Raw genomic sequence first — 24,886 nt, 5'->3', positions numbered from 1 at the left:
CTGCGCACCCAGCAGATTTACAAGCGGAGAGCTGGACGATGTTCTCACCAATAAGCGTCTACCGGAGCATTTCACTACGCCACACTGTCGTAAACTGCTGTGAGTGGTCTCGCTCTGGTGAACTTTTGGCCATTGGCATCCAAACGGGTTCGATTGAGATTTACGCCGCTTCGGGAAAACTGATCCGAATGATCGAGGCGGGCGATTCTGTGCAGTCGCTCTCTTAGTCGAAAAATGACAGTCACATTGTCTACGCGGCAAGCCCCGAAGACATCGTTACTGCAGCACTAGACGATGAAAACGATGTCCGTCGATACTCGACCCACGCCGGCAGGTCTTGGAGCGTCGCCTATTCTGACAGTGGACGTCACATCGCATCGGCGGGAGAGGACGGCCAGCTCGTTGTTTGGCGTTCTGGACTATCAGCGGAAGTGTTGGGAACGACAAAGTTCAGTGACTCAGGTCAAGTCGCGTGGCTCAATGAAGAGCGCTTGGGTGTGTGTTGTGCGGACGGAAGTTTTAGTGCCGTTCCGGCTTTCGAGGAGACCTCAGTTGCCGGTGCGGGTGGATGAGGGCAGGAATGCCCCATTGTGCGTAGCAGTCTCAAGCAGGATGACGGTCTTGCGGATCATTAGCATACAATCGACCTTCACCGGGGAGGGGGTCCTGGTTGTGCTAATCGCCCGGCTCGGACGCGATCTGGCGGAGGCGTGACGCCTTGATTTTCGCTACGCTTGATCGCGAGATATCGCCCTCCAAGCTACCAAAGCGGCGAGTTCGCGGGACCAACAAGTAAAAGACCAAATCCTCAAATGCAGTCACAACACAGGACCAGATGAGACTCGAAGTGAAAAGCATCGTCGGACTGCCGGTCAAGACCGCGCGCGACCTGATGCGCAACCTCAACGTATCCAGAATCGACGAGGAGGCGGTGCTTCAATTCCTCAATGATCTACATTGGCGCAGCACGGTAGATGCCGCCTGCAAGACCAATCCGAGAATCCCGAAGACCCTTCGCCAGCGATGCGATGCTGATGATCGCAAGAACTATTGCAAAATCTGGCGCTTCAAGTTCAAGCCAATCAAGCTCGCGGAGGCCGAGCGCGTCTTCGCGGCGCTGCTCCAGGAGGGATATCTTGAACCCCACGAACCGGAGTATAAGGGCGACGAAAGAAAATACCAGACCAGCCAGAAGGGTCGGCAACTCGCGGCTGCGAACTTGACGAAACGTTTTGACCGCGCCAAGGCAGATAGCGAGGTCGCTGCCCTGATCGCTCGCGCAAACGAGATCAACACGCGCGATGAGTTGGTGTTCTTTGTGCATAAGATCACCGCGTTCGGATCCTACCTCACCGACAGCAACGATCACGGTGATATCGACCTCGTGGTTGAGACCGCACCGCGCCGCGAGGAGCATATCGACGAATCGCACTATCGCGCCCAAAACAGCGGCAAGTCCTTAGATTTTCCCGCGAGTTTGACTTACGGCGAGACGGAAGTCCTGCAGTTGCTGCGGGCACGAAAGGCGCGCCTGTCGTTCGCTTCGCGCTCGACTGTCGACAGAATGCAGACCAAGACGCGCGTGCTGTTCGAATGGCGGCCCGATGCCAAGCGTCGCGCCGAGATGGAGGCGTTCGACTGGCGACTGCACGAGCCGTTGCGGCAGGTCAAAGAGTGGCTCGCCTCCACCCCCGGAATCAATGTCGATCCTGTCGAGATCTCGCGCTGGTGTCAGGACGTTGCTGCCATATTGAGAAATAAGAACTGGCAACACCGGTTGTTTCGCGATTGGAGTGGCAACGCCGCGCATGACCTAATGTCCTACTGGGGCGTGACCGCTTCGGCGGCTGCCGCCGAGAAAGCGCACAGAATGGTGTGGGACGAATATCGCGAGCGCACCAGTTACTACATCGTCAAATACTACGAAAAACCGGTCAATGCTCTGATCGAGGCGCAAATTCACGCGCAGTTCGCGTTGGGCGCCGACTACATGGATGCCGCAATCTTGATCGCTAAGCAAGCTCGGTGGAAATTGGTCGAGGATAGCAGGGGATGGGTTTCCCCGCTGAAACGGCGCGTCATCGAGATGGAAGAGTGCGATAGCGAAAGCGCAGGGCCAACGGAGTAAAAGTGAAACCCATGAAAGGATCTCTATCGTAGAACCAGGTCCGAATTGCGAGGCTTCTCTCCTCGTTCCTTCGGAGCCACATTCTTGACTTCGAGGCCTTGTTCAGCCATTGCCCTGCCGCATCGGCCTTGGACTCGTATCCAGGAGCGATCCCCCGCGCTGCCATGCTGCGATAATGATCGCGCGATTTCGAACGGGAAGCAGGTCATACTGAACTCTCTCGCCATCACCTCGACTGGCTTTTGAAGGTACCGACCTCAATCTCGGCTTTGAGTACGGCTAAACGCTTATTTTTTGCGCTTGGTGAACGCCTCGATCGCCTTTGAGAATATCTCTGGTCCTTGCCAGAATGCTAATGTTAGCCCGTAAATTGTGGCTCCTGGGTACCTAGCACCTCCAAGCACAAGGGAGATAATTCCGGCAACGATAATCCGCGAGCCCTTAACGGTTGCAAGCTGGTCAGCGATCCGCGAAAGAATCTTGAGTACCTTCTCGCCGGCATCTCGTAATGCGATCGGGTCTCTTCATCTGCGATGGATTCAAGGTCCGTGGCGATTTTATCCATTGAGGCGACAACTTCGGCAGCCGAGTTTATCCGCAGTGTTCGGAGAGCTTCAGCGGCCTCATGTATCCGCGAAGCCAGCTGGTGACGCGTCTCGCGCGGGGTCATATCTATTCCCGGCATCGTTGAGCCGGCAGGAGTTGGCATCGCTTCAAGAACATCTCGGATTGCTTCGGCCAGAGCCTCGCGTGCCCTTTGTTCGGTTTCATCGTCCGTGGCCTCTCACGGGTAGACAACAAAGCGATAGTCTTTGCGATCAAAAGGCATGCGTCCGCCATCCTGAGCTAATAGAACAGTGGGCAGCTTCGTCGCATGGCGCACCCGAGTTCGTAAAATCCGTCGAACGTCAGATCAGTCAAATCTGCGATAACCCAATCCGCCGCTAGAACGTATTCCATGATTGCTTGATTGATCGAGCCGGGTTCTCGAAATGATTGGAAGTGAGTTATTTCAAGATTGGGAAAGCTTTCCATCACAGGAGCAACAAGCGTCTCAAAGACGACCTCGCTCCCATTGGTTGGCGGGGCATCTTTGATGCCTAACGTCGAGAGTAAACGCAACTTTTCGTAGCCATGAAGTCACCTAGTCAAAAACGGTCGCGAAGCGTGTCCTCCAGCTTGCGAGTCGCGGAGGGCGATGCCTCCCGTGCGATATCCAGTCAGTTATTGCGGATAGGCGCGGGGCTTTGCGGCCCAGACCTTGTAGACGGCTTTCTGGCTCTCGATGCCGACCTTCTCGGTGATCGCGTCGAATTGTTGCGCCATGCGATCGAGAATGGCCTTGGGCTCTTCGCCGGCCCACAGGCTCGAGATCGCCTTGGTCATCGCCTCGTCGTACTTGTCCTGTTGCAGGAGCGAGAGATCGAGCAGGCCCTTCTCGCCCGACGTCTTGATCGTATCGAGATAGGCTGGAGCGCCAGACCAGAGCGCACGGTATTTCTCGCTCGCGTAGTGCGAGAGGCGGAACGGATCGCGCAGCGTATAGGGGAGCTGGACGCGCTCGAGGCTGGTCTGCTTGCTGTTCAGCCACTGGATGAAGAGATAGGCGCTTCCTTGTTCTTGCTGGTGGCCGACACAGATAGATCGAAGCCGACGCCGAGCTCCGGGCGACCGAGAGGGGTGAGCGCATAGCCGACCTTGCCGGCGACTTGCGATTTCGGCACCCACTTCAAAGCTTCCTCGCCCGAGCCGTAGCCCGCGGCCCAGCGGCCGTAGGGCGGCCAGGAACTCGTCATCGCGGTCGTGCCCTGAAGGAACGCAGCGAGATTGTCGACGAAATTCCACTGCTCCACGCCTGGCGGCATGAACTTGTTCCCCGCCAGCATCTGCTTGAACACCTTGAGGCCGACCTCGCCATTCACCGTCGCCTTCATAGTGTCGGCATTGAAGAACTTGCCGCCCTCCATGCGGAAGCGTTCCTGGAACATGTATTGCGGATAGGGCGCGCTGCGGAAAAAGCCGGCGCCTTAGACTTTCGTCGCCATCTTGTCGGTGATGAACTGGCCGATCTCGTCGAACTGTTTCCAGTCCTTTGGCGGCGCCAGCTCGTAGCCGAACTTGGCCTTGAACTCGTCCTTGATCTTCGGATCGTCGAAGATGTCCTTCCGGTAATAGAGCAACATCACGTCGCCATCGTCCGGGAATCTGCCCTATTCGCCTAACTCAATCCGCTCGCGCGGCAAACGGCCCCGGCTCGTGCGACCACCATGTGCAACGCTAGATGCTGCCAGGCTGCCCTTCATCGCTCCGGAGCTCAGGGAGGGGCGCGGCGAAATTGAGCTGGTCCTGAAGGGCAAGCTGCCGAAGCTCTTCACCGACGGAGAACCCGCGCGGAATCCTTCACTCCCACGCCGATAACTCGGACGGGATCGAGACCCTGGAGACGATGGCGAAGAGCGACGCGCCAGCGCGGATACGATGTATTTCGGGGCGCGCAGCAGCATCGAGCAGCCGACCGGCTCAACAAAGCGCTTCGGCAAGGATTTCCGGATCCTTAGCGGCATCGAGTCGGACATTCTGGCGGACGGCTCGCTTGACTACGATGACGAGGTGCTTGGACGTTTCGACTTTCGTTGTCGCCAGTATCCACGGGCGCTTCATGCTGGACTGCAAGACGAGACGCAGGGACTGCTTCGGGCCGCTTCCGATCCTCACACGATTATCGTCGGCCACATGACCGGGCGGCAGCTACAGCGCCGCCCTGGCCACGAAATCGACCTGTGCGAAACACGTCGTGGTCGAGATCAACTCACATCCATGGCCTCTTTACTTGGATTGGCGTTGGCACCAATCGGCGCTTGTCCTCGTCGTGGAACGCGACACCCTTGTGCGGCCGTGATTGTGGGGGCTGGTGCGGCCGGCTGCCTACTCGCAAGTCGCCTCTCGGCGGATGATATCGCAACAGGCTGTCTCCTCGAGGCTGCTCCCGTGGACCGCAACCCATTCATTCGTGTACCAGCGGGGTTTATCAAAACGCTTCGATGCTTCCTCCACCTAGCAATTCAAGACGGATCCGACCGCTCGGACTGGTGGTCGACCTATCTAGACAGCTCAGGGCCGCACGCTAGGAGGCAGTTCGTCGATCAACGGCATGGTCTATAACCGTGATCAGTGTTCCATGAAATTTTGCACAGCCTCGAATGGGCGCTGGCTGGGCGTCGGCGGTGAACCATCGCGTAGAGACAGTCTATTCGACGACGTCAATCGTTCTCTAGGTAGCGCCACCTGAGCAAGGGCAGCAGAGTTGACAGTTTGCCCGACAGATCTGCTGGCCGAACCATCGCCTGACGCTGAACTGGAAACTCGCGGGATTCGAGATGTTTCCGCAGATTGAGGTCAACGGCAAGAGCGGACTTGACTCGTTCGAAGTATTAAGTCTAGTTATGCAAGTGAGGGGTGAGCCTCGACCTTCGTCGGGTATGCTCAAACCCGTTCCAGCCCAGAGAGGCATTCGTGGAGGAAATTCGGGTCGAGCGGCGAGACGGCGTTGCGCACGTCGTTCTGAATCGTCCAGCTGTAAGGAACGCCGTAACGCTTGCGATGTGGCGGGAGCTTGCTGACATCTTCTCGAGTTACGCAATTGATCGGGATGTCCGCGGCGTGATCCTGCGTGGCTCGGACCGGAACTTCTCGGTCGGCGCGGACATCTCCGAATTCGACCGCATCAGAGAACACCGTCATCAGGCGGCCGCCTACGAAGTCGCAGTCGATGCCTGCTCGGGAGCGATTGCTGCGCTGGGAAAGCCTGTCGTCGCGGCGATCGATGGCTACTGTCTCGGAGGCGGCTGCCATCTTGCGCTCGCTTGCGATTTCCGCTTCGCCCATCTCAACGCTATAATTGGCATTCCGTCGGCGAGGCTGTCGATTGTCTACGGAGTTCACAGTGTGCAGCGCCTGCTCGCACTCACCGGCGTGTCCAACGCCAAGAGGATACTCTATTCGGCAGACCGCTTCGGCGCCGAACAAGCCATTCGGATGGGCTTGATCGACGAGCTTCACGACGATGTCGTCACGGCCGCGGAGAAGTTCCTGCAACACCTCTCCGGCAATGCACCGCTCTCGATCTCCGGCGCCAAATTCATGCTGAATGGTCTCACCATGGGCAACGGAGCGCTGGATCTGGCGACAGCACAGCGGCTCGTCGACGAGGCATCCGACAGCAGCGACTTCAAGGAAGGGCGTGAGGCTTTCTTGCAGAAGAGGTCGCCACGGTTTTGCGGAGAATAGGTCGGATGAAGAAGCATCAGGATTTGGAGAGGGCCGATGAAGCCTGCCAAGTTTGACTATGTCGCTCCAACGACCGTGGAGGCGGCCGTCGAGGCACTAGTTGCCTCGAACGGAGAGGGAAAGCTGCTCGCCGGAGGGCAAAGCCTATTACCGCTCCTCAACTTCCGGATGGCCCGCCCTTCGGTTCTGATCGACCTCAACCGCATCGAAGGACTTTCCTATATCAAGGACCGGGGCGATAGCATCGCGATCGGCGCGCTGACCCGCCATCGTTACCTCGAACATTCGCCACTCATTGCTTCAAAGCTTCCGGTCTTGTCGGCCGCAATGCGGCACGTGGCTCATCTGGCTATACGCAATCGCGGCACAATCGGCGGCAGCTTGTCCCATGCGGATCCCGCCGCCGAACTGCCGATGCTAACGGTATTTTACGATGCAACCATATCAATTCGGGGCCCGAGCGGGCTCAGGACGGTCGCCGCGGAGGAGTTCTTTGTCGATGCTCTGACAAGTTGCCTAGAGCCCGACGAGATCGTCGTGGAAATCGAATTTCCGGTCCTCGATCACGACGGGTGGGCATTTGAAGAGGTCGCCCGCCGCTTCGGCGATTTCGCGCTGGCGAGCATCGCTCTGTCCGTTCGTCGCACGGGTGCCAGGCTTGAGGATGCGCGCATCGCGGTGATGGGAGTGGCCAACACTCCGCTGCGCTTGAAGCAAGCCGAGCGGGAACTCGTTGCATTGCCGCTCGACGAACAGGCTCCGGAGCTCTTTTCAGAGATCATCGCGTCAGAGGTGTCTCCGAACGACGATGCTCATGCATCGGGTGAGTACCGCACGCACCTCCTGAAAGAGCTGTCCCGGCGCGCATTGCGCACCGCTCTGATACCGACGGAGCAAGCGGCATGACAGAGATCTCGGTGAAAGTGAACGGAGAGCGCTACGACATCACTGACGTCGAGCCGCGCATGCTGTTGTCTGACTTCTTGCGCGACCGACTAGGTCTCACCGGAACGCATGTCGGGTGCGAGCATGGTGTCTGCGGAGCCTGTACCATCCTTCTGAACGGCGACAGCGCGCGCGCCTGCTTGATGTTGGCAGTCCAGACCGATGGTGCCGAAATTGTAACAGTCGAGGGACTGGGGTCGGCCGAAGAACTAAACGTCCTTCAATCGCAGTTCCGCGAGCATCACGGGCTTCAGTGCGGCTATTGCACGCCCGGTATGCTGATGACCGGTGAGGACCTGCTTCGAAAGTATCCTCTAGCTACCGATGAGGACATCCGGGAGGGGCTTTCCGGAAATCTTTGCCGTTGTACGGGCTATCAGAACATTGTGGCCGCGATCCGCAGCGCCGCCACTATGCGCGCAGGGAAAAAGTCATGAAGTTGAACTTCCTCGCCGCCGGGCGCCTTCGGATGAAGAAGAGTATCTACGTGGCCGGCGCAGAGCGGAGCGAGACGATCGATCTTCCGGTCAGCAGCGCGTTGGTTCGGCATAAGCAGGGCAATGTGCTGTTCGATACCGGATGTCATCCGTCCGTCCTCACCGACGCTGAGGGTCGTTGGGGCCCGCTCGCAAAGGTCATGAAGCCGATGATGCGAGAGGATGAGACACTGCTGCCAAGCCTGGCATGCACGGGCCTCGGGCCGGATGACATCGACATCGTCGTCAACTCGCACTTTCATCCGGATCATTGCGGTTGCAATCAGTTCTTCCGCAAGGCGACAATTCTCGCACATGCCAAGGAGATCGAAGCGGCGAAGGCGCCTGGCGCAGACGCCGCAGGATACCTCAAAGCCGACTGGGATTACGGACAGCCGATCGAGCTAGTAAACGGAGAGAAAGATGTCTTCGGCGACTCTAGTCTGGTTCTGCTTCCGCTGCCGGGCCACACGCCGGGGACGATGGGAGCGCTCGTCAATTTGGATAAGGATGGGCAGTTCCTGCTCGCCTCGGATGCCGTCAGCCTGCGCCAGAACCTCGATGCTGACGCGGCCCCCCGCAACACTTGGAACGTCGAACAGCAGTTGAAGACGTTTGCGGAGGTTCGCCGGATCGAGAAGTCCGGTGCAACGGTGATCTGCGGACACGACGATGCGCAATGGCAAGGCTTGCGCAAAGGCGGCGACAGCTATGAATAGAGATCATCGCGCCAACCCCTCCGACGTGCAGCGCCCGAAAAACGTCGGCGCGCCGATAAGGCGCACCGAGGATCCACGCCTGCTCGCGGGAAGCGGTGAATACACCGCCGATCGAAAGCTGGATCGGCCGTTGCATATCGCCTTCCTACGCAGCGCCCAGGCGCATGCCAGACTTGTGCGGATCGACACGTCTGCCGCCCTGGAAGCGCCGGGTGTCGTGGCGGTGCTGACCGCGGAGGAGATAGCCGGCGATTTCAAGCCGGTCATCCCATTCTCTCGGATGGCGAACTACTACGCGACGCCGATTCTGCCGCTCGCCTCCGGAAAGGTCCGTTATGTTGGAGAGGCCGTCGCCGCCGTTGTCGCCACCTCCCGCTACCTGGCCGAAGATGCGATCGAATTGATCGACGTCGACTACGAACCTCTGGAGCCGGTCGCGCGCCCGGAAGCAGCGGTCGCGGAAGGTGCGGCTCTGCTCCACGAAGAGGCTGGGACGAACGTCCTGATCGCCCGCGAGTTCAAGAAGGGGGACGTCGAAACCGGTCTGGCTGGCGCCGCGGTGAGGGTGGGTGGGCGTTTCGAGATGACTCGAAAGGCGGCGCTTGCGATGGAGCCGCGCAGCTACGTTGCCGAATACGAGAAGCGAAGAGATGCGCTCACGCTCTACACGTCCTCGAACATCCCAGGCATCATCCGCGATGCCATCTCGGAATCGCTCTCGCTTCCAGGACATCGCCTGAGGGTGGTCGCCCCCGACGTCGGTGGCAGCTTCGGGTCGAAAGGCTCGCTGTATCCGGAGGAGCTTCTGATCTGCATCGCCGCACGCAAGCTGCGCCGATCGATCAAATGGACGGCGGACCGGCTCGAAGACATCAGCAGTAGCAGTCAGGCTTTTGCCGAGATCGTTGACGCCGAAATGGGCTTCGACGAGAACGGCATGGCTACCTCTCTGCAAGCAGACGTGATCGGCGACGTCGGCGCCTTTTCCATCTATCCGTGGACTTGCGGCCTGGAACCCGTGCAGGTCGTCAGTTTCCTGCCCGGCCCCTACAAGATCCAATCATATCGCGGCGCGGTTCGCGGTGTAGCGACTTGCAAGCCGCCGACCGGACCCTACCGAGGTGTTGGCCGGCCTGTTTCGACCTTCGTTTGCGAGCGTCTGATGGACATGGGCGCCAAGGCACTGGGGATCGATCCACTCGAGATCAGGCGCCGCAACATGGTGCGGGCTGAAGAATTCCCATACCGGATCGCGTCCGGCATCATTTGGGACAAGACTGGCTTTGTGGACTGCTTGGAGGCTGCCGCCGAGGCAGCGGGCTACGATAAGCTTCGAACGCAACAGTCCGAGGCCCGCAAACGTGGGCGGCTTTTCGGGATCGGCATCGCTTCATACGCGGAACTGACCGGCATCGGCTCACGTATAGCGGTCGCGCCAGGCATGCCGATCAATACGGGCTCGGAAACGGCGAAGATCACGATCGATTCGACCGGAGGCATCACCGCAGCGTTTGGCGTCGCCTCCCATGGCCAGGGCCTCGAGACGACTTTGGCGCAGATCGTTGCCGACGACCTCGGTGCGCGCTTCGAGGACATTCGCGTCATTCAAGGTGATAGCGACGAGGTCCCGATGTCGACCGGGACGTACGCCAGCCGCAGCGCGGTGCTCGGCGGTGGTGCCGCGAAGCATGCCTCAGAGATCCTGAAGGCCAAGATTAAGAGGGTGGCATCGCATCTCCTGGAAGCTAACGCGGATGACCTCGAAGTCTCCGAGGGAATGGTGACTGTACTCGGCACCGATCGCACAGTGTCTTTCAAGCAGATTTCCAAGGCCGTCTATTCCGACATGAAGACCTTGCCGGTCGATGCGCGGGAAGAGCTGACTGCGAGCTACACCTACGATCCGGTCAATGGCACAACCGCGGCGGCAACCCACATCGCGGCGGTCGAGATCGATCCGGCGACGTGCTTCGTAAAGATCCACAAGTTTGTCGTCGCCGAGGATTGTGGCCGCATCATCAATCCGATGATCGTGGATGGTCAGGTCCACGGGGGCGTCGCACAGGGCATCGGTGCCGCGCTGTTCGAGGAACTCATCTACGATGACGATGGCCAACTTCTCAGCGCGAGCCTTGTCGACTACGTGATTCCGTCGGCCCCGGAAGTGCCGATGATGGATGTCGTCCACGTCGAAAGCGAGTCCGCGGTGGCGGGCGGGTTCCGCGGTATGGGCGAAGGCGGCACAATCGGTGCGCCGGCGGCGATCGCCAACGCTATCGCCGACGCGCTATCGCCCCTCGAGATTGACGTCTCGATCCTTCCAATGACCCCGGAACGCATCTTCAGGCTTATCCAGAACGCAAAGCTTAGAGCAAAGGAAAAAACATGACGGACCTCAAAGGACGTGTCGCGCTGGTCACGGGAGGCGGCCGCGACGTCGGCGCTGCTATCTGCAAGATGCTGGCGGAACGTGGCGCGTCCGTCGCAGTCAATTACCACAGTTCGAAGGTGGATGCAGAAGGAGTCGTCGCTGAGATCGAAAGGACCGGCGGAAAAGCAAAAGCCTATCAGGCCGACATCGCTGATGCGGATGTCGTCAAGAAGATGATCGCCGGCATCAAGAACGACTTCGGTGGCCTCGATATTCTCGTCAACAACGCGGGCCTGGTATTTCGAAAAAAGTTCAGTGAGAGCACGCCGGAGGATTGGAAGAAGCAGGTCGACACCTGTCTTTACGGCGCATTGAACTGCTCCCATAGCGCGGGACCGCTACTTGAGGCGTCGGGCCATGGACGCATCATCTCGATTATGGGCGACTCCTCGCGCGTCGGCGAATCCGGGCTCGCGATCGGCGCAGCCGCGCGCGCCGGAACGATCGCGCTGATGAAATCGCTGGCTCGCGAGTGGGGCCGTTCGGGCGTTACCGCGAACTCGATCTCGCTTGGTCTGATCGAGACCGCACACGACAAGGCCTGGGTCGAAGCTAATCGCGACAAATTGGTCAAGGCCTACGCCATTCGTCGCCTGGGCCTGCCATCGGATGTGGCTCCCCTCGTAACCTTGCTCGCCTCGGACGCCGGCGCCTGGATTACCGGCCAGGTCATCAGCGTGAACGGCGGATATTCGATGGTCTGAGGGAGGCGGCGATGCTCAATGTCGATCTGATCGCACCTATTGCGAGGCTCATGGAGCGTCAGGCGAAAAGCCGACCGGAGCAGGTGGCGTATTGGGATTCGGCGCGGTCAATCACCTACGCACAACTCGCCGACCGTACCGCCTCAATCGCTGCGAACCTGACGAGGGCAGGGTTGAAGGAGGGCGACAGGCTCGCGGTGTACTTGCCGAATGGGGTGAACTGGATCGAAGCCTGCTTCGCTGCGTTGCGGGCCGGGGCCGTTGTGGTGCCGATCAGCTTTGATGCAGCCGAGGGGGAGGTCAGCTATCGCCTGACCGACGCCGACTGCGGTATTATCGTCACAGCGGGTGCCCGAAAGGACCTGCTGGAAAAGATCTGTCGGGACGCGAGTATCTCGCCGACAGTGATCTTCGCTGGGCCGGACGCCGGTGGAGCCGGAGTATCTATGGAGGACCTCGCTAAGGCGCATGGCGCGGCGTCGCTCGATCCGGCGGACATCGATCGATCTTCGTTTATCATCTACACGTCAGGAACGACGGGACGGGCAAAGGGCGTGCTGTTGTCGATCCGCGGTATGCTGTGGATTTCGGCAGCGTGCTGGGCGCCGATCGCCGAATTGACGAGCGAGGACGTGATCCTATCGCCGCTTCCACTCTTCCATTCCTATGGTCTGAACCTCTCGGTTCTTGGTGTGCTTGCAGTCGGCGCCAGTCAGCACATCATGGAGCGCTTCTCGCCGCAGCAGGCGCTCGAACTGCTCCAGACCGGCAAATATTCGGTCATGCCGGGCGTGCCAACGATGTTTCACTACCTTTTGCTCCGCGCGCAGGAGGCCGGCATCGAGCGTTTGGGAGCCGTGCGCCTGTGCATCTCGGCAGGCGCGATCATGCCCGCGACTTTGAACAAGGCGTTCGAGGAACGCTTCAAGACGCGGCTTCTCGACGGATACGGTATCACCGAGACATCTACGATGGTGACCATGAACTGGCTGCACGGCGGCAGGCCGATGGGATCGTGCGGCCTTCCGGTGCCCGGCCTCGCGGTCCGCATCGTCGATCCGTCCTCGCTTGAGGACGTCCCGATCGGCGAGGAAGGCGAACTGATCGTCCGCGGGCCGAACCTCATGCACGGCTATCACAACAAGCCTGCGGAAACTGCTTCGGCGCTGCGCAAGGGTTGGTATCATACCGGCGATCTCGCGAAATCGGACCGGTCGGGCTATCTGACGATCACCGGCCGGATCAAAGAACTGATCATTCGCGGCGGTCAGAACATTGCGCCGGCCGAGATCGAGGAAGTGGTCGTGAAGCACCCCCAGGTCAGGGATTGCGCCGTCGTCGGGATGCGGCACGCGACGTTAGGCGAAGTGCCGTGCCTCTTCGTTGTCCCGAAGGATGAGGCTCTCGACGTCCCCGCGCTGCTGGAGCATTGCAGGGCGCATCTCTCCTCATACAAGATCCCGGAATCTACACATCTCGTCGGAGAAATTCCACGCACGGGGTCTGGCAAAATCATGCGCTTCAAGCTCGTCGAGGCCTTGAGTGCCCAGGCTTGATCCGCGCGCGCATTCAGTCGACGGAGCGCGGACCAAGCGCGCCAAAGGATTTCGGATCGTAGGCGAGACGATACCGCATGTCTGCGGCTACGATCGGCGTCTTGCACCGATCGCAATCGACGACAGGATCGAAGTCGTGGCCGCACTTGATGTGCGTGAGGATAAGGGGCGGCTTTCCCTTCGAAAGCCAGCGATCACCCCATCTCAGCATGGCGATGAAGGGACCGTAAAGCTCTAAACCCATGTCCGTTAGCAGGTATTCGTAGCGGTCGGGAGAAGTTTGATAGCGTCTCCGTCGGAGCACTCCCCTGGCGACCAAGCGATTCAACCGATCAGTCAGGATATTGGGTGCGATTGAGAGCTCATTGAGAATCTTATCGTAGCGCCGGTTGCCGAAGAATCCTTCCCGGACGACCATAAAGCTCCATTTGTCGCCGATGATCTCAAGGGCGCGAGATACGGAGCTGGGGCGACCGAGCATGAACCGGCTTCCATCCGAAGGGCGCCGTGTATTACGACCAGCTTTCGCCGGACTGCGGCCGGCGCCAGGTCCATCGCGGTATTTCGCGTCGCGCGCCGAGATGCTTTCGCCGCAATGGGAGCACGTGACGATCGGGTGACTTTCGCAGCCGCAGGTCGCGTGGACAAGCGTCAGTGGAGGCGGCTTGCCTTTGGACAGCCAACGGTCTCCGAACTGCATGAGCGCAATAAAGCTCGGATAGAGATCGAAGCCCATTCTCGTCAGTCGGTACTCCTTCCTCTGTGAAGAGCCAGGCGCAACTTGGCGGAAGATCCCGAGCTGCGTCAGTTTTTTCAGCCGATCGGTCAGAGTGGCCCGCGGAATGCCAAGCGCTGATCGAAAGGCTTCAAAGGTCTGAGTTCCAAAAAATGCCTCGCGGATGATCAGGAAAGCCCATGCGTCCGAGACGATGTCCAACGTGCGAGCGACAGAGCAGTTGCGCTCCGTTCGTCCACCGGCAGTACGGGCAGCAGCGGCTGCCGTCTTCGATTTGGCCGATGTTCTGGACGTTTGGAGTTTAGCGGCGACAGGCATTCCGACGGTCCGTTTTCGCACAGCCGCCACGACCGGACAGCCCTGAAAGTTGCGCACCTGTAACACATCGCGCGATTGACTCGTTGAAAAAATAAGTCTAGTTATGCATGTAACAACAGTCTAGTTATGATAGTAATGGCGGGATTGGAAACCAGAAAAGGCGGGAGGCGTGTCATGAAGGGAAGAGTGAATAGGGGCCTGATCGCGGCGGCAACGATTCTGACGGTGAGCGTCGGCGCCGGTGCTCAGACCGTTACAATCTCGGACGATGTCGTGAAGATCGGCGTGCTAACTGACATGTCGGGTCAATTCTCGCACGAGTCGGGCGAAGGCGCGGTGACTGCGATCAAGATGGCTGTCGAGGATTTCGGTGGCAAAATCCTCGGAAAGCCGATTCAGGTTGTTGTCGCCGATCATCAGAACAAGCCCGACACGGCCTCCGCGCTGGCGCGCAAATGGTTCGATGTTGAGAAGGTTGACATGATCGGGAACCTGATCAATTCCTCAATCGCACTTACCGTTTCCGGGCTTGCCAAGGACAAGAATCGGATTGCCATCATCAACGGCTCCGGATCTTCTCGTCTGACTGGCGATGCGTGCACGCCGAACAGCATACACTACTCTTATGATACGTACGCGCTGGCGCGCGGAACCGGCGCTGCGCTGGCGAAGGAAGGAAAGAAGTCCTGGTACTTCCTGACCGCGGACTATGCGTTCGGGCACGCCCTCGAAGCCGACACTTCCGCTGTCGTGAGGGCAATGGGTGGTGCGGTCGTCGGATCGACACGATACCCGCCTGAGTCGTTCGATCAGTCCTCGTACCTGCTCCAGGCGCAATCGTCGAAAGCCCAGGTTGTTGCACTGGCCGGATCGGGCAACGTACTGGTCAACTCAATCAAGTCCGCGCAGGAATTTGGAATTCAACAACGCCAAACGCTGGCTGGCCTGCTCGTCTGGGAAACTGACATTAAGGCCCTTGGCCTTTCGGCCGCTCAGGGACTGGTATTGACGAACGCATTTTACTGGGACCGTGACGATGAGACGCGCGCATGGTCGAAGCGGTTCTTCGAAAAGATGAAGGTGATGCCGCACATGGGCGATGCCGGCGACTATTCGTCGACTATGCACTATCTGCGCGCGGTCGAAGCGGCCGGCACGGACGAAGCTCAGGCAGTCATGAAAAAAATGCGCGAAATGCCCGTGAATGACTTCTTCGCCAAAAACGGACGTATTCGAGAGGACGGCCGCATGGTGCACGACATGTACGTATACGAAGTCAAGAAGCCGTCGGAATCGAAGGGTGATTGGGATTTCTACAGGCTCCGCGAAGTGATCCCGGGCGATCAGGCGTTCCGTCCGCTCAAGGATAGCGCCTGCCCGATCGTGAAGAAAGGTTGAGCGAGGAGAGTCGGGTTCGAACCCGTGTGCGTCATGGCTCAAACTCAAGGAGGCATCTCGATGGATCAGGAAGTTGTCGCGGCGAGATCTGGAGTTATGAATCCGATCCGCAGTGGAGCCGAATATATCGAGAGCCTCCGCGGACGTAGATTGACAGTCTATTTGATGGGTGAGCTGGTCGATGAACCGGTCGAGCATCCCATGATCCGGCCATCGATTGATGCGGTGGCAAGAACCTACGATCTTGCAAACGAGGACCCCGCCCTCGCGTCCGCGGTATCGCCTCTCACCGGCGGCAAGGTCAACAGGTTCCTGCACATTTCCACCAGCTCTGCGGACCTCGTGATGCAGAACAAGATGCAACGTCGTCTTGGACAGCTGACGGGTACCTGTTTCCAGCGTTGCGTGGGCATGGATGCACTTAACTCACTGCACTCCGTAACCTACGATTTGGACGGAAAGTACGGCACGCACTACCACGCGCGATTCAAACATTTCCTCACACGCATGCAGGCCATGAACCTGGTCATCGGAGGGGCAATGACCGACGTCAAAGGAGATCGCGGTCGCTCGCCTTCGCAACAGTCGGATCCAGACCTGTTCCTGCACGTCGTCCGTCGAACGGCTGAAGGCGTTTTCGTCCGAGGAGCGAAAGCACATCAAACCGGATGCTTAAACTCGCATTGGCTGATCGTCATGCCGACGATGAGATTGGAGGCGGCCGACAAGGATTACGCAATTGTCGGCGCGATCCCGGTCGATGCTGCGGGCATCACCTACATTTACGGCCGGCAGTCCTGTGATACCCGAAGCACCGAAGGCGGAGATATCGACGCAGGCAACGCTCAATTCGCCGGCCAGGAAGCGATGATCATCTTTGAGGATGTCTTCATTCCGAACGAACATGTTTTCCTGGATGGGCAGGTCGAATTTGCTTCGACGCTCGTCGAGCGCTTCACCTGCTACCACCGCCGCAGCTACGTCTGCAAAACCGGTGTTGGTGACGTCCTGATTGGTGCTGCAGCAACCATTGCTGACTACAACGGTGTCGATCGCGCATCGCATATCCGCGACAAGCTCGTCGAGATGACCCATCTCAACGAGACGATCTACGGCACAGGCATTGCGGCGAGCCATCAAGGAATCAAGATGAAATCCGGTGCTTTCTTGCCGGATGAGATGCTCGCGAACGTCTGCAAGCATCACGTCACGCGGTTACCTTATGAGATCGGCCGACTGGCTCAGGATCTCGCAGGTGGGCTGATGGTGACGTTGCCCTCCGAGCGTGAGCTCAAGCATGAGAAGATCGGTCCGATGATCAAGAAATATCTGAAGGGGCGGCCTGAGATCGCAACGGAAGACCGGATTCGCATCCTTCGCCTGGTGGAAAACATGACCCTCGGAAGGAACGCTGTGGGCTATCTCACTGAGTCCATGCATGGCGCCGGCTCGCCGCAAGCACAGCGTATCCAGATCGCCCGATCGATGCAGATCGAGCTCAAGAAGGAATTGGCCAAAGCGCTCGCCGGTATTTCTTCCAGGACGCGGGCAGAGATCGAGAGCGATCTATCGACTTACATGGCCAGAGTCTTTGCGCCTGTTCCCAACTGAGCCCACAGAAGCGGGCCGATCTCGGCTATTTCGGAGACATCAATGGCAATGACAATGAACGGGGAGATCCTGCTCGCCGCCTCGCGGGAAGTCGTTTGGACCAAATTGAACGACCCCGTCGTTTTGAAAATTTGTATTCCCGGATGCGAGGAGTTGGAGAGGATCGATGGGGACGAATTGCGGGCCGTTGCAAAAATGAAGGTGGGACCTGTTTCGGCGCGATTTAGAGGCAGGGTGACTCTGAAAGATCTCGATCCGCCGAGAAGCTATAATATCGTTGGCGAGGGCGAAGGCGGCGTCGCAGGCTTCGCGAAAGGTGGCGCGAAAGTAAATCTGCTAGAGCGGGATGGTGGCACGCTCTTGACCTATCACGTCGACGCGCAGATTGGTGGAAAGCTCGCGCAGTTGGGACAGCGGCTGGTCAACGGAGCGGCTAAGAAGCTGGCCGACGAGTTCTTCGCCAGTTTTGCCCGAGCACTTTAGTTGAAGAACCCGACATCGCGAGAGCAGCTAATTCTGCCCGACGTTCCCCATGCCGCGCCGTAATGGAGCCGCGACGCTCATCGGTCGCCTCCCGATCCCCGCTGAACGAGCGAGCTCTTAGGGCGCGCGGATATGCAAGGTGCCATCAGCGTAGAAGTAGGGTCACCGCGATCGGGACCAAGAACGATGTCACAAGCGCGTTCAGGCCCATGGCAATCCCGGAGAAAACGCCGGCCACCTCGTCGACTTGGAACGCCCGTGCTGTGCCGATACCGTGTGCGGCGATACCGACCGCGAAACCCCGGGCGCGAAAATCGGTAATGGCGGCCCGGTTCATGAGGGGCGTGACGATGATGGCTCCCAGGATCCCGGTGAGTACAACCGAGACAGCGGTCAGGGACGGATCGGCGTGCAGGGATTCGCTGATTCCCATGGCCACGCCGGCTGTAACTGATTTTGGCGAAAGTGATAGGATAACTGATCGAGGCAGACCGAAGGCCTCGGCTAACAGTACGGCCGTAACGATCGCGGTAATCGAGCCAACTACCAGCGAAACCAACATTGGCAGAAGCGCAGCGGTGACCCGCGCCCGGTTGTCGTAGAGTGGGATCGCGAGCGCAACCGTCGCTGGCCCGAGAAGAAAGTGCACGAACTGGGCGCCCGCGAAGTATGTGGTGTACGTAGTGTCCGTGACGATCAAGAACGCGCCGATGATCCAGATCGAGTGCAATACAGGATTTGCCAGCGGATGCCGGTGCGTCGTAAGCGAGATAGCTTCCGCGATGGCGTAAATCGAGAGCGTTACGGTGAGCCAAAGCAGAGGTGACTGCGAGAGGTAGACCCACAGCGAGAATGAGTTTTCGCTCATGGCCCCGGTTGGCTCCTTGAGAGAAGCCGGTTGACCGCGAGGAATGTAGTCACGGTCACGAGCAGTGTGATGACCACCGAGGCCGACAAGGTCAATAAAATTGCGGCGCCGTGCTCGATGACCAAGTCGAGTTTCTTCACGACGCCTACGCCAGCGGGAATGAACATTAGAGATAGATGGCCGAGCAGGCTACGGCCCGTTGTCTCAACTGCATCGTTCTGCAATGGGCCACGCCTGAGGGCGGTGAAGTGATCGCGAGTCAAGAGAAGCAGCAGCAAGAACGCCATGCCGAGCACCGGTCCGGGCATCGGCAGCCCGACACCGCGCACAATTGCTTCGCCCACCAACTGGCAGAGCAGAATCAGGCTGAGACCTGCGATCATGCGAGGCGCTCGACGGTGGCCAAACTGGGCTCAATCAGGCTTGCATGAGTATTCTGCCGGCAAGACGGATACGAGGTCGATGTGAGAAAGCTCAGCCGTGTGGCAGAAACAGACCTACCGGGCCCGAGCTGTGCCTGAATCGAGGTTGCCACAGGCGCTACGCCGCGGGAATCTTCAAGGAAGACATGAAGTGCTCCATGTTCGCCTCCACGCTTTCCCGACTGAGCATGCCCGTCTTCTGATCACGGATCATTGCATACATCTTCTCGTGTAGGCCCACAGCGCGGTAGCGTCCGCTGACCTCCAGCGATTTGCGGATCCAGGGAGCGACCATGTTCAGGACGAAATCGGCGATCACCACGATCAGTTTGTTGCCCGCTGCCGCATAGACTGCTCGGTGGAAGTCGAGATCGGCTTCCAGCAGTTTGTCGATCGGCGAATGGGGGTCTTCGGAGAGAGCCTTCAGCCGGTCGATGCTCTCTCTCATGACGGCTAGATCCTTTTCGGTGCGTCTTATCGAGGCCAGCTCTGCGCAATTGCGGTCGAAAATGTATCGAAGCTCCATCAGCATCTCGGGAGTTGAATCCTGGAGATAGAGCTGAAACATCATCAGCGGCATCACGGCGGTGCCTTCATCCTTCCGGATGTAGTTGCCGTGCCCATGTCGGGTTTCGATCAATCCCGACACCGCAAGCGTCTTCATCGCCTCACGGATAGGAGTGCGACTGATGCCAAGCTTCTCTGCGAGCTCCTTCTCATTGGGCAATTTGTCTCCGGGACTTAGATTTCCGTTGGCGATCTCACCCGTAATGTAATTCAGCGCGACTTCGACACGCGTGGGCAGTTTTTTGGTTTCCATTCGCTCCATCGGTCGCTCGCAACTCTAATTTTCTGCCGCAAGCCAAGCGAACACATAAGCCGCTAGGCAACCAGCCCAAACCACCGAACATCCACAAGGTAGGAGGTATGATCTCCATTGACAACAGGTATAAGGTATGACCTCATATCTCTACAGAAGAGCGCGATCAAAGACGCCGCTGGAGGAAACCGATGCATTTGTCGACCGGGGCAAATCCGGAAGGCCGCGACGAGGTCGCCGTTAAGGCGCGAGACGAGCCGCTATTGGTGGCGGAAGGAATCACGAAGTCTTTCAATGGCGTTGCAGCCCTTCGCGATGGTCGGCTGGTTCTCAAACGCGGAACCGTCCACGCGTTGTGTGGAGGTAACGGCGCCGGAAAATCGACTTTCCTGAACATCGTGATGGGCTTGCTGCACCGCGACGAGGGCAGCATTCAGATCGACGGGGTGGCCGTCGATTTCAGGAGCGCCGCAGACGCACTGCGACACGGTGTGACGATCATCACTCAGGAGCTGTCTCCGGTTCCGGAAATGACAGTGGCCGAGAACATCTACTTGGGAAGAGAGCCGAAGATCGGCGGGCTTGTGGTGGACTTCCCCAAGATGCGGCAGGCCGCAAAACGGCTTCTGGATGACCTTGAATTCGACGTTCCGGTCAGTGCCCGCATGAGAGACTTGAGCTTGGCCCAGGTCCAGCTCGTCGAGATTGCGAAGGCGCTGAGTCACCGTGCGGACATCGTCATTATGGATGAGCCGACCTCGGCCATCGGCGAACACGAGGTGCACATCCTCTTCAATGCGCTGAAGCGGCTAAAGGCGCGTGGAGCCGCGATCATCTACGTCTCGCACAAGCTGACCGAGATTTTCGAGATTGCGGACGAATACACGGTCTTCCGCGATGGCCGCTTCATCGAAAGCGGACCAATTTCCTCGATTGACCGAAATCACCTCGTGACTCAGATCGTCGGCCACGAGATCAAGTCGGTGGAGAAGGGAAGGCCGAACGAGGGCGCGCCAATCCTGCTCGAAGTACGCTCTTTGTCGCGTGGATCTCATTTCAAGAACATCTCTGTGACCGTCGCTGCAGGAGAAGTTCTGGGAATCTACGGTTTGCTTGGCTCTGGTCGGACCGAATTCCTGGAGACGATCTATGGCATCCACGCGCCGACCGCCGGCGACGTCTTTCTTGATGGAAAGAGGGTCGATCCCGGCAATCCCAAAAAGTGCATCCAACGAGGCATGGCCATGGTACCCGAGGATCGGAAGGACACCGGCCTCGTTCTGTGTGCCTCCATCGCACATAACATTGCATTGTCGTCCCTTGCGCTGCGCGCCGTCAGCGGATTCGTCCGCCGCAAGGCGGAGGCGGCCGCAACAGATCGCATGATGCGCTTGCATCGGATCAAGGCGGCATCCCCAAATGTCGCCGTGGAGACGCTCAGCGGCGGAAACCAGCAGAAGGTGGTTTTCGCACGCTGTCTCCTGACCAATCCGCGTCTGCTGATCTGCGACGAGCCAACCCGCGGGATCGACGAGGGTTCAAAGCAGGAGATCTACGCCTTTCTCCGCGAGTTCGCGGCGAAGGGCAATGGCGTGCTCGTGGTCTCATCCGAAGCGCCGGAAATCCTCCAGATCAGCGATAGGATCGCCGTGTTTCGGCAAGGACGACTGGATCATGTCGTGGATGGACACGAGACAACCCAGCAAATGCTGACAGATCTCGCAAGTTGAGCGGATCGAAGAGCTTTCCAAACTGGCTTTGCGCATGCGGTCGAAGCGAGGAGTTGAGGTGGTGACCAACGTAGTTAGCAGCGTCCCTACGGGTGCGCGATCCAAAAGTATTGCTGCTCTAGGACTGTACCTGAAGTCGTTCAGCATCGTCATCGTGTTCGTGGTCATTTCGGCATTCTTCGCCGTGGCCAACGAATACTTCATGACCTGGCTGAACTGGGTGAACCTGCTGCGACAATCCTCGATCAACGGCGTTCTGGCGATCGGGGTGACGTTCGTGATCCTGACAAAAGGCATCGACCTTTCCGTTGGCTCCGTTATGGCTCTCGCAGGCATGATCGCAGCGAGCCTCGTGACTTCGACCAACCAGCACTTCGTGCTGTGGGCTGTTCTGGCAGGGCTCGGAACGGGCGCCGCGTTGGGCCTGGTCAATGGCGTCATTGTGACCACATTCAATGTTCCACCTTTCGTCGCCACGCTCGGAATGCTGAGCATGGCGCGCGGCTTGACCCTGATCTTTTCCGAGGGGCGTCCCGTTCCCAATCTCTCCGAGTCGTTCCGATGGATCGGCGGCGGCAGCGTTGCTGGCGTTCCTGTGCCGGTCTTAATTCTGTTTCTTGTGTTCGCCATCGGATGGGTCGTTCTCTCTTACACGACGTTCGGGCGTTACGTCTACGCCGTGGGAGGAAACGACAAGGCCGCCAGGACGAGCGGCATCTCCACGCGGAGCGTCATTGCATCCACCTACATTATCTCAGGCCTCCTCGCCGGACTCGCCGGCCTGGTGCTTACTTCCCGTACGACTGCCGCACTTCCACAGGCGGGCATCGGCTACGAACTCGATGCAATCGCGGCCGTGGTGATCGGCGGGACTAGCCTCGCAGGAGGGCGCGGCTCGCTAGTCGGGACGTTGTTCGGCGCACTCATCATCGGGACGATCAACAACGGCATGGATCTGATGGGCGTGTCTTCCTACTACCAGCAGCTTCTCAAGGGCGCGATCATTGTCGTCGCCGTGATGCTCGACCAATTTCGCAAGTGACACCTGCGAAGACCATTACAGACGATGACAACGGCTGTAACGCCCAGCATGGGCGGACTAGGTGACTGACCACATCAATCGGAGGAGACGATGAAGGTTACGCGTAGATCGACGATGGCGAGTTTCGCCGCTGCTGCAATCATTCTATCGACCGGTACGGCCTTTGCTCAAAGCAAGACGCGGATCGCCGCCCTATCGTTCGGGGAATCCGGCGAGTACATGAAGGCCTGGTCCAGCGAGATTCAGAGCCACCCGGCAGTCAAGGACGGTTCTGTCGCAGTCACGATCTTTGACGGCAAGTACGATCCTCTCGTCCAAGCGAACCAGATCGATACCGCCATTACCCAAAAGTTCGATGCCATCATCATGTCACCGTTCGATCTCCAGGCGTCGGCGCCCGCAATCGATAAAGCCGTCGCGGCTGGCATTCCGGTGATCGTATCGGCGCTGAAAACCGCATCGAAGAATTACACCGCGTCGATCATCGTCAACGACACGGAGGGAGGGCGTATTATCGGGGATCAGTTAGGCAAGCTGCTTCCGAATGGTGGGAACGTGGTGTTGATGGAAGGCCCCATTGGTCAGTCGGCGCAGATCGAGCGCAAGGCTGGCATCGACGCCGGCTTGGCCAAGTTCCCGAAGCTCAAGTTGATTGCCAGCAAGTCGGGCAACTGGAGCCGTGCCGAGGGGCAGTCGCTCATGGAGAATTGGTTGCTCGCGCATCCGGGGCAGATCAATGCCGTACTCGCCGAAAATGACGAGATGGCGCTGGGCGCGATTGAGGCCATGAAGAGTGCAAAGGTCGACTTCAAGTCCGTTCCGGTGCTCGCAATCGATGGCATCCCGGACGGCAAGCGCGCAGTTCAGAAAGGCGAAATGACTGTAACGCTCTACAAGTACGCCCGTGCTGAGGGGCAGGGCGCAGTCGATCTCGCCCTGCGTGCCATCAAGGGGGACAGTTACAAGCCGCGGTCCGAGGTCTGGGATTCTTTGATGGAGTGGAAAGGCGGAACCCAGAAGGATTACACCGTCCCGTGGCTCATCTTGGATTCCTCGAACGTCGCAAAATACATGTGAACCCTATCGTGCGCACGCGGTGGACAGCTGCGTGCGCACTGATGCTTAAACAGGGATATTTGGAAATGGTGGCTCTGCAGAAAAGGGCGCTTCCGAACGGGCGTCTGAGTTTGACTTCGCTTGGGCTTGGGACGTCACCTTTGGGCGGGTGCGGTGTTCCGGTCGGCTTTGAGACCTTCGAGGCAGTGATCCTGAAAGCCTACGAGCAGGGCGTACGCTATTTCGATGTTGCTCCGCTTTACGGTCTCGGAAAGTCCGAGCATTTCCTCGGTCATGTTCTTCGTGTGCACGGCCTTCGTCAGGACGTCGTGGTGAGCACCAAGGCGGGCCGGCTGTTGAAGCCGGCAAGCCGGTCGAAGCGCGCGGAAAGTCTCTATGGGATCAATTGGGTTGATCCGCTGCCCTTCGTCGACGAATACGATTACAGCTACGACGGCATCATGAGGTCTTTCGAAGATAGCCAGCAGCGCCTCGGTCTCGACCACATCGACATTCTTTTCCTGCATGACGTGAGCGGAGTTTGGCACCGGGAGAAGTATCCCCTGTATCTGGGGCAACTCCGCGAGAGCGGATACCGGGCTTGCGATGAGCTCCGTCGGTCGGGAGCCGTCAAGGCGATCGGTCTCGGCGTCAACGAGACGGCTTCAGTGCTTGAAGTGGCTGCGGAATTCGATCTCGACTGCTCACTCGTAGCAGGACGGTACACGCTCCTTAATCATGCGCCGTTGACGGAGTTCTTTCCCGAGGCTCAACGCCGCGGCATCGGCATCATCGCCGGCGGTGTCTACAATTCGGGGATCTTGGCCGAGGGCAGTCGGGGTAACGCATTAACGCGGACCTATGACTATCAGACGGCTCCAGAATACATCGTAGAGCGCGTGAAGGCGCTGGAAGCTGTCTGCGAATGTCACAAAGTCGTGCTTGCCAATGCGGCTTCCCAGTTCGTCTATGCGCATCCGGCCGTGACATCGGTCGTTCAGGGCGCACTCACGACCGCACATGTCGCGCAGAACGTCGCCTCGATATCGACGCCAATTCCTCAGGCATTCTGGATGGACCTGAAGAGCGAAGGCCTGATTCCCACACATGCCCCGCTTCCGGATCCGGGCTCACTGGCCCGGTCGGGCTGAACTTC

23 protein-coding genes and 1 pseudogene are annotated in these 24,886 nt (G+C 58.8%); 17 read left to right on the top strand and 7 right to left on the bottom strand.

Going from position 1 to position 24,886, the window contains the following annotated elements; genetic code table 11:
* Nucleotides 1–245 precede the first annotated feature (245 nt).
* Together XH81_RS38650 and XH81_RS03155 are read left to right on the top strand one after the other, a co-directional pair.
* On the top strand, nt 246–572 hold the full coding sequence (locus tag XH81_RS38650; RefSeq protein WP_442868193.1) for a WD40 repeat domain-containing protein: 327 nt from the start codon (nt 246–248) through the stop codon (nt 570–572).
* 275 nt (nt 573–847) lie between these two features.
* The gene (locus XH81_RS03155) at nt 848–2,128 is read left to right on the top strand and encodes a hypothetical protein (protein WP_271595718.1); all 1,281 of its coding nucleotides are present in this window, start codon (nt 848–850) and stop codon (nt 2,126–2,128) included.
* Between the two features lie 1,224 nt (nt 2,129–3,352).
* On the opposite strand, the gene XH81_RS03150 is transcribed toward XH81_RS03155, so the two are convergent.
* The 3 genes from XH81_RS03150 to XH81_RS03140 all read right to left on the bottom strand — a co-directional run bounded on the left by XH81_RS03150 (nt 3,353) and on the right by XH81_RS03140 (nt 4,314).
* Nucleotides 3,353–3,514, bottom strand: a complete 162-nt coding sequence (locus XH81_RS03150; protein WP_271595717.1) for a hypothetical protein — start codon at nt 3,512–3,514, stop codon at nt 3,353–3,355.
* Between the two features lie 197 nt (nt 3,515–3,711).
* Nucleotides 3,712–4,116, bottom strand: coding sequence for an extracellular solute-binding protein (locus XH81_RS03145; protein WP_271595716.1), 405 nt, complete (start codon nt 4,114–4,116; stop codon nt 3,712–3,714).
* 39 nt (nt 4,117–4,155) lie between these two features.
* The gene (locus XH81_RS03140; RefSeq protein WP_271595715.1) at nt 4,156–4,314 is read right to left on the bottom strand and encodes a hypothetical protein; all 159 of its coding nucleotides are present in this window, start codon (nt 4,312–4,314) and stop codon (nt 4,156–4,158) included.
* A gap of 97 nt (nt 4,315–4,411) precedes the next feature.
* Here XH81_RS03140 and XH81_RS03135 point away from each other — a divergent pair.
* The 8 genes and pseudogenes from XH81_RS03135 to XH81_RS03100 form a co-directional block, all read left to right on the top strand.
* Nucleotides 4,412–4,988, top strand: a pseudogene (locus XH81_RS03135) (DNA polymerase/3'-5' exonuclease PolX); the annotation flags it as partial.
* Between the two features lie 653 nt (nt 4,989–5,641).
* On the top strand, nt 5,642–6,415 hold the full coding sequence (locus XH81_RS03130) for an enoyl-CoA hydratase-related protein (protein ID WP_271595714.1): 774 nt from the start codon (nt 5,642–5,644) through the stop codon (nt 6,413–6,415).
* 36 nt (nt 6,416–6,451) lie between these two features.
* Nucleotides 6,452–7,321: an FAD binding domain-containing protein gene (locus XH81_RS03125; RefSeq protein WP_271595713.1), complete on the top strand. Its 870-nt coding sequence runs from the start codon at nt 6,452–6,454 to the stop codon at nt 7,319–7,321.
* Complete coding sequence (locus tag XH81_RS03120; protein ID WP_271595712.1) at nt 7,318–7,797, top strand: (2Fe-2S)-binding protein; 480 nt, start codon at nt 7,318–7,320, stop codon at nt 7,795–7,797. The genes XH81_RS03125 and XH81_RS03120 overlap by 4 nt, the downstream gene beginning before the upstream one ends.
* Nucleotides 7,794–8,555: an N-acyl homoserine lactonase family protein gene (locus XH81_RS03115; RefSeq protein ID WP_271595711.1), complete on the top strand. Its 762-nt coding sequence runs from the start codon at nt 7,794–7,796 to the stop codon at nt 8,553–8,555. The genes XH81_RS03120 and XH81_RS03115 overlap by 4 nt, the downstream gene beginning before the upstream one ends.
* Nucleotides 8,509–10,944, top strand: coding sequence for a xanthine dehydrogenase family protein molybdopterin-binding subunit (locus XH81_RS03110; protein WP_271595710.1), 2,436 nt, complete (start codon nt 8,509–8,511; stop codon nt 10,942–10,944). Before XH81_RS03115 ends, XH81_RS03110 begins: the two co-directional genes overlap by 47 nt.
* Nucleotides 10,941–11,690 carry an SDR family NAD(P)-dependent oxidoreductase gene (locus XH81_RS03105; RefSeq protein ID WP_271595709.1) on the top strand — a complete coding sequence of 250 codons (750 nt, stop codon included), beginning with the start codon at nt 10,941–10,943 and terminating at the stop codon, nt 11,688–11,690. Before XH81_RS03110 ends, XH81_RS03105 begins: the two co-directional genes overlap by 4 nt.
* 11 nt (nt 11,691–11,701) lie before the next feature.
* Nucleotides 11,702–13,246 (top strand): class I adenylate-forming enzyme family protein, encoded by a 1,545-nt coding sequence (locus tag XH81_RS03100; protein WP_271595708.1) that lies wholly within the window; start codon nt 11,702–11,704, stop codon nt 13,244–13,246.
* A gap of 13 nt (nt 13,247–13,259) precedes the next feature.
* On the opposite strand, the gene XH81_RS03095 is transcribed toward XH81_RS03100, so the two are convergent.
* Nucleotides 13,260–14,183, bottom strand: a complete 924-nt coding sequence (locus XH81_RS03095) for a winged helix-turn-helix transcriptional regulator (RefSeq protein ID WP_271595707.1) — start codon at nt 14,181–14,183, stop codon at nt 13,260–13,262.
* Nucleotides 14,184–14,474: 291 nt separating this feature from the next.
* Here XH81_RS03095 and XH81_RS03090 point away from each other — a divergent pair, with 291 nt between their 5' ends.
* From XH81_RS03090 to XH81_RS03080, 3 genes are read left to right on the top strand one after another with little or no spacing between them, the layout of a single operon-like run.
* Nucleotides 14,475–15,698 (top strand): ABC transporter substrate-binding protein, encoded by a 1,224-nt coding sequence (locus XH81_RS03090; RefSeq protein ID WP_271595706.1) that lies wholly within the window; start codon nt 14,475–14,477, stop codon nt 15,696–15,698.
* A gap of 60 nt (nt 15,699–15,758) precedes the next feature.
* Nucleotides 15,759–17,309 (top strand): 4-hydroxyphenylacetate 3-hydroxylase family protein, encoded by a 1,551-nt coding sequence (locus tag XH81_RS03085; protein WP_271595705.1) that lies wholly within the window; start codon nt 15,759–15,761, stop codon nt 17,307–17,309.
* Between the two features lie 42 nt (nt 17,310–17,351).
* Complete coding sequence (locus XH81_RS03080; protein ID WP_271595704.1) at nt 17,352–17,792, top strand: SRPBCC family protein; 441 nt, start codon at nt 17,352–17,354, stop codon at nt 17,790–17,792.
* 145 nt (nt 17,793–17,937) lie between these two features.
* Here XH81_RS03080 and XH81_RS03075 read toward each other — a convergent pair whose 3' ends face one another.
* From XH81_RS03075 to XH81_RS03065, 3 genes are all read right to left on the bottom strand, one after another.
* Entirely contained in the window at nt 17,938–18,660 is a 723-nt protein-coding gene (locus XH81_RS03075; protein ID WP_271595703.1) for an LrgB family protein, read from the bottom strand.
* Complete coding sequence (locus XH81_RS03070; RefSeq protein ID WP_271595702.1) at nt 18,657–19,043, bottom strand: CidA/LrgA family protein; 387 nt, start codon at nt 19,041–19,043, stop codon at nt 18,657–18,659. The genes XH81_RS03075 and XH81_RS03070 overlap by 4 nt, the downstream gene beginning before the upstream one ends.
* 157 nt (nt 19,044–19,200) lie before the next feature.
* A complete protein-coding gene (locus XH81_RS03065) occupies nt 19,201–19,902 on the bottom strand; it encodes a FadR/GntR family transcriptional regulator (protein WP_265575518.1) in 702 nt (233 codons plus the stop codon).
* A 191-nt stretch (nt 19,903–20,093) separates the two neighbouring features.
* On the opposite strand from XH81_RS03065, the gene XH81_RS03060 reads away from it, so the two are divergent.
* The 4 genes from XH81_RS03060 to XH81_RS03045 all read left to right on the top strand — a co-directional run bounded on the left by XH81_RS03060 (nt 20,094) and on the right by XH81_RS03045 (nt 24,881).
* Nucleotides 20,094–21,632 carry a sugar ABC transporter ATP-binding protein gene (locus XH81_RS03060; protein WP_271595701.1) on the top strand — a complete coding sequence of 513 codons (1,539 nt, stop codon included), beginning with the start codon at nt 20,094–20,096 and terminating at the stop codon, nt 21,630–21,632.
* Nucleotides 21,633–21,741: 109 nt separating this feature from the next.
* A complete protein-coding gene (locus tag XH81_RS03055) occupies nt 21,742–22,674 on the top strand; it encodes an ABC transporter permease (protein ID WP_271595985.1) in 933 nt (310 codons plus the stop codon).
* 90 nt (nt 22,675–22,764) lie between these two features.
* Nucleotides 22,765–23,751, top strand: coding sequence for a substrate-binding domain-containing protein (locus XH81_RS03050; protein WP_271595700.1), 987 nt, complete (start codon nt 22,765–22,767; stop codon nt 23,749–23,751).
* Between the two features lie 65 nt (nt 23,752–23,816).
* On the top strand, nt 23,817–24,881 hold the full coding sequence (locus XH81_RS03045; RefSeq protein ID WP_271595699.1) for an aldo/keto reductase: 1,065 nt from the start codon (nt 23,817–23,819) through the stop codon (nt 24,879–24,881).
* Nucleotides 24,882–24,886 lie beyond the last annotated feature (5 nt).

Source organism: Bradyrhizobium sp. CCBAU 25360 (assembly GCF_028128695.1).
Taxonomy (GTDB): Bacteria; Pseudomonadota; Alphaproteobacteria; order Rhizobiales; family Xanthobacteraceae; genus Bradyrhizobium; species Bradyrhizobium ottawaense.
Note: the sequence above shows the minus strand (reverse complement) of the source record. Positions and strands in the feature narration are given on the sequence as shown.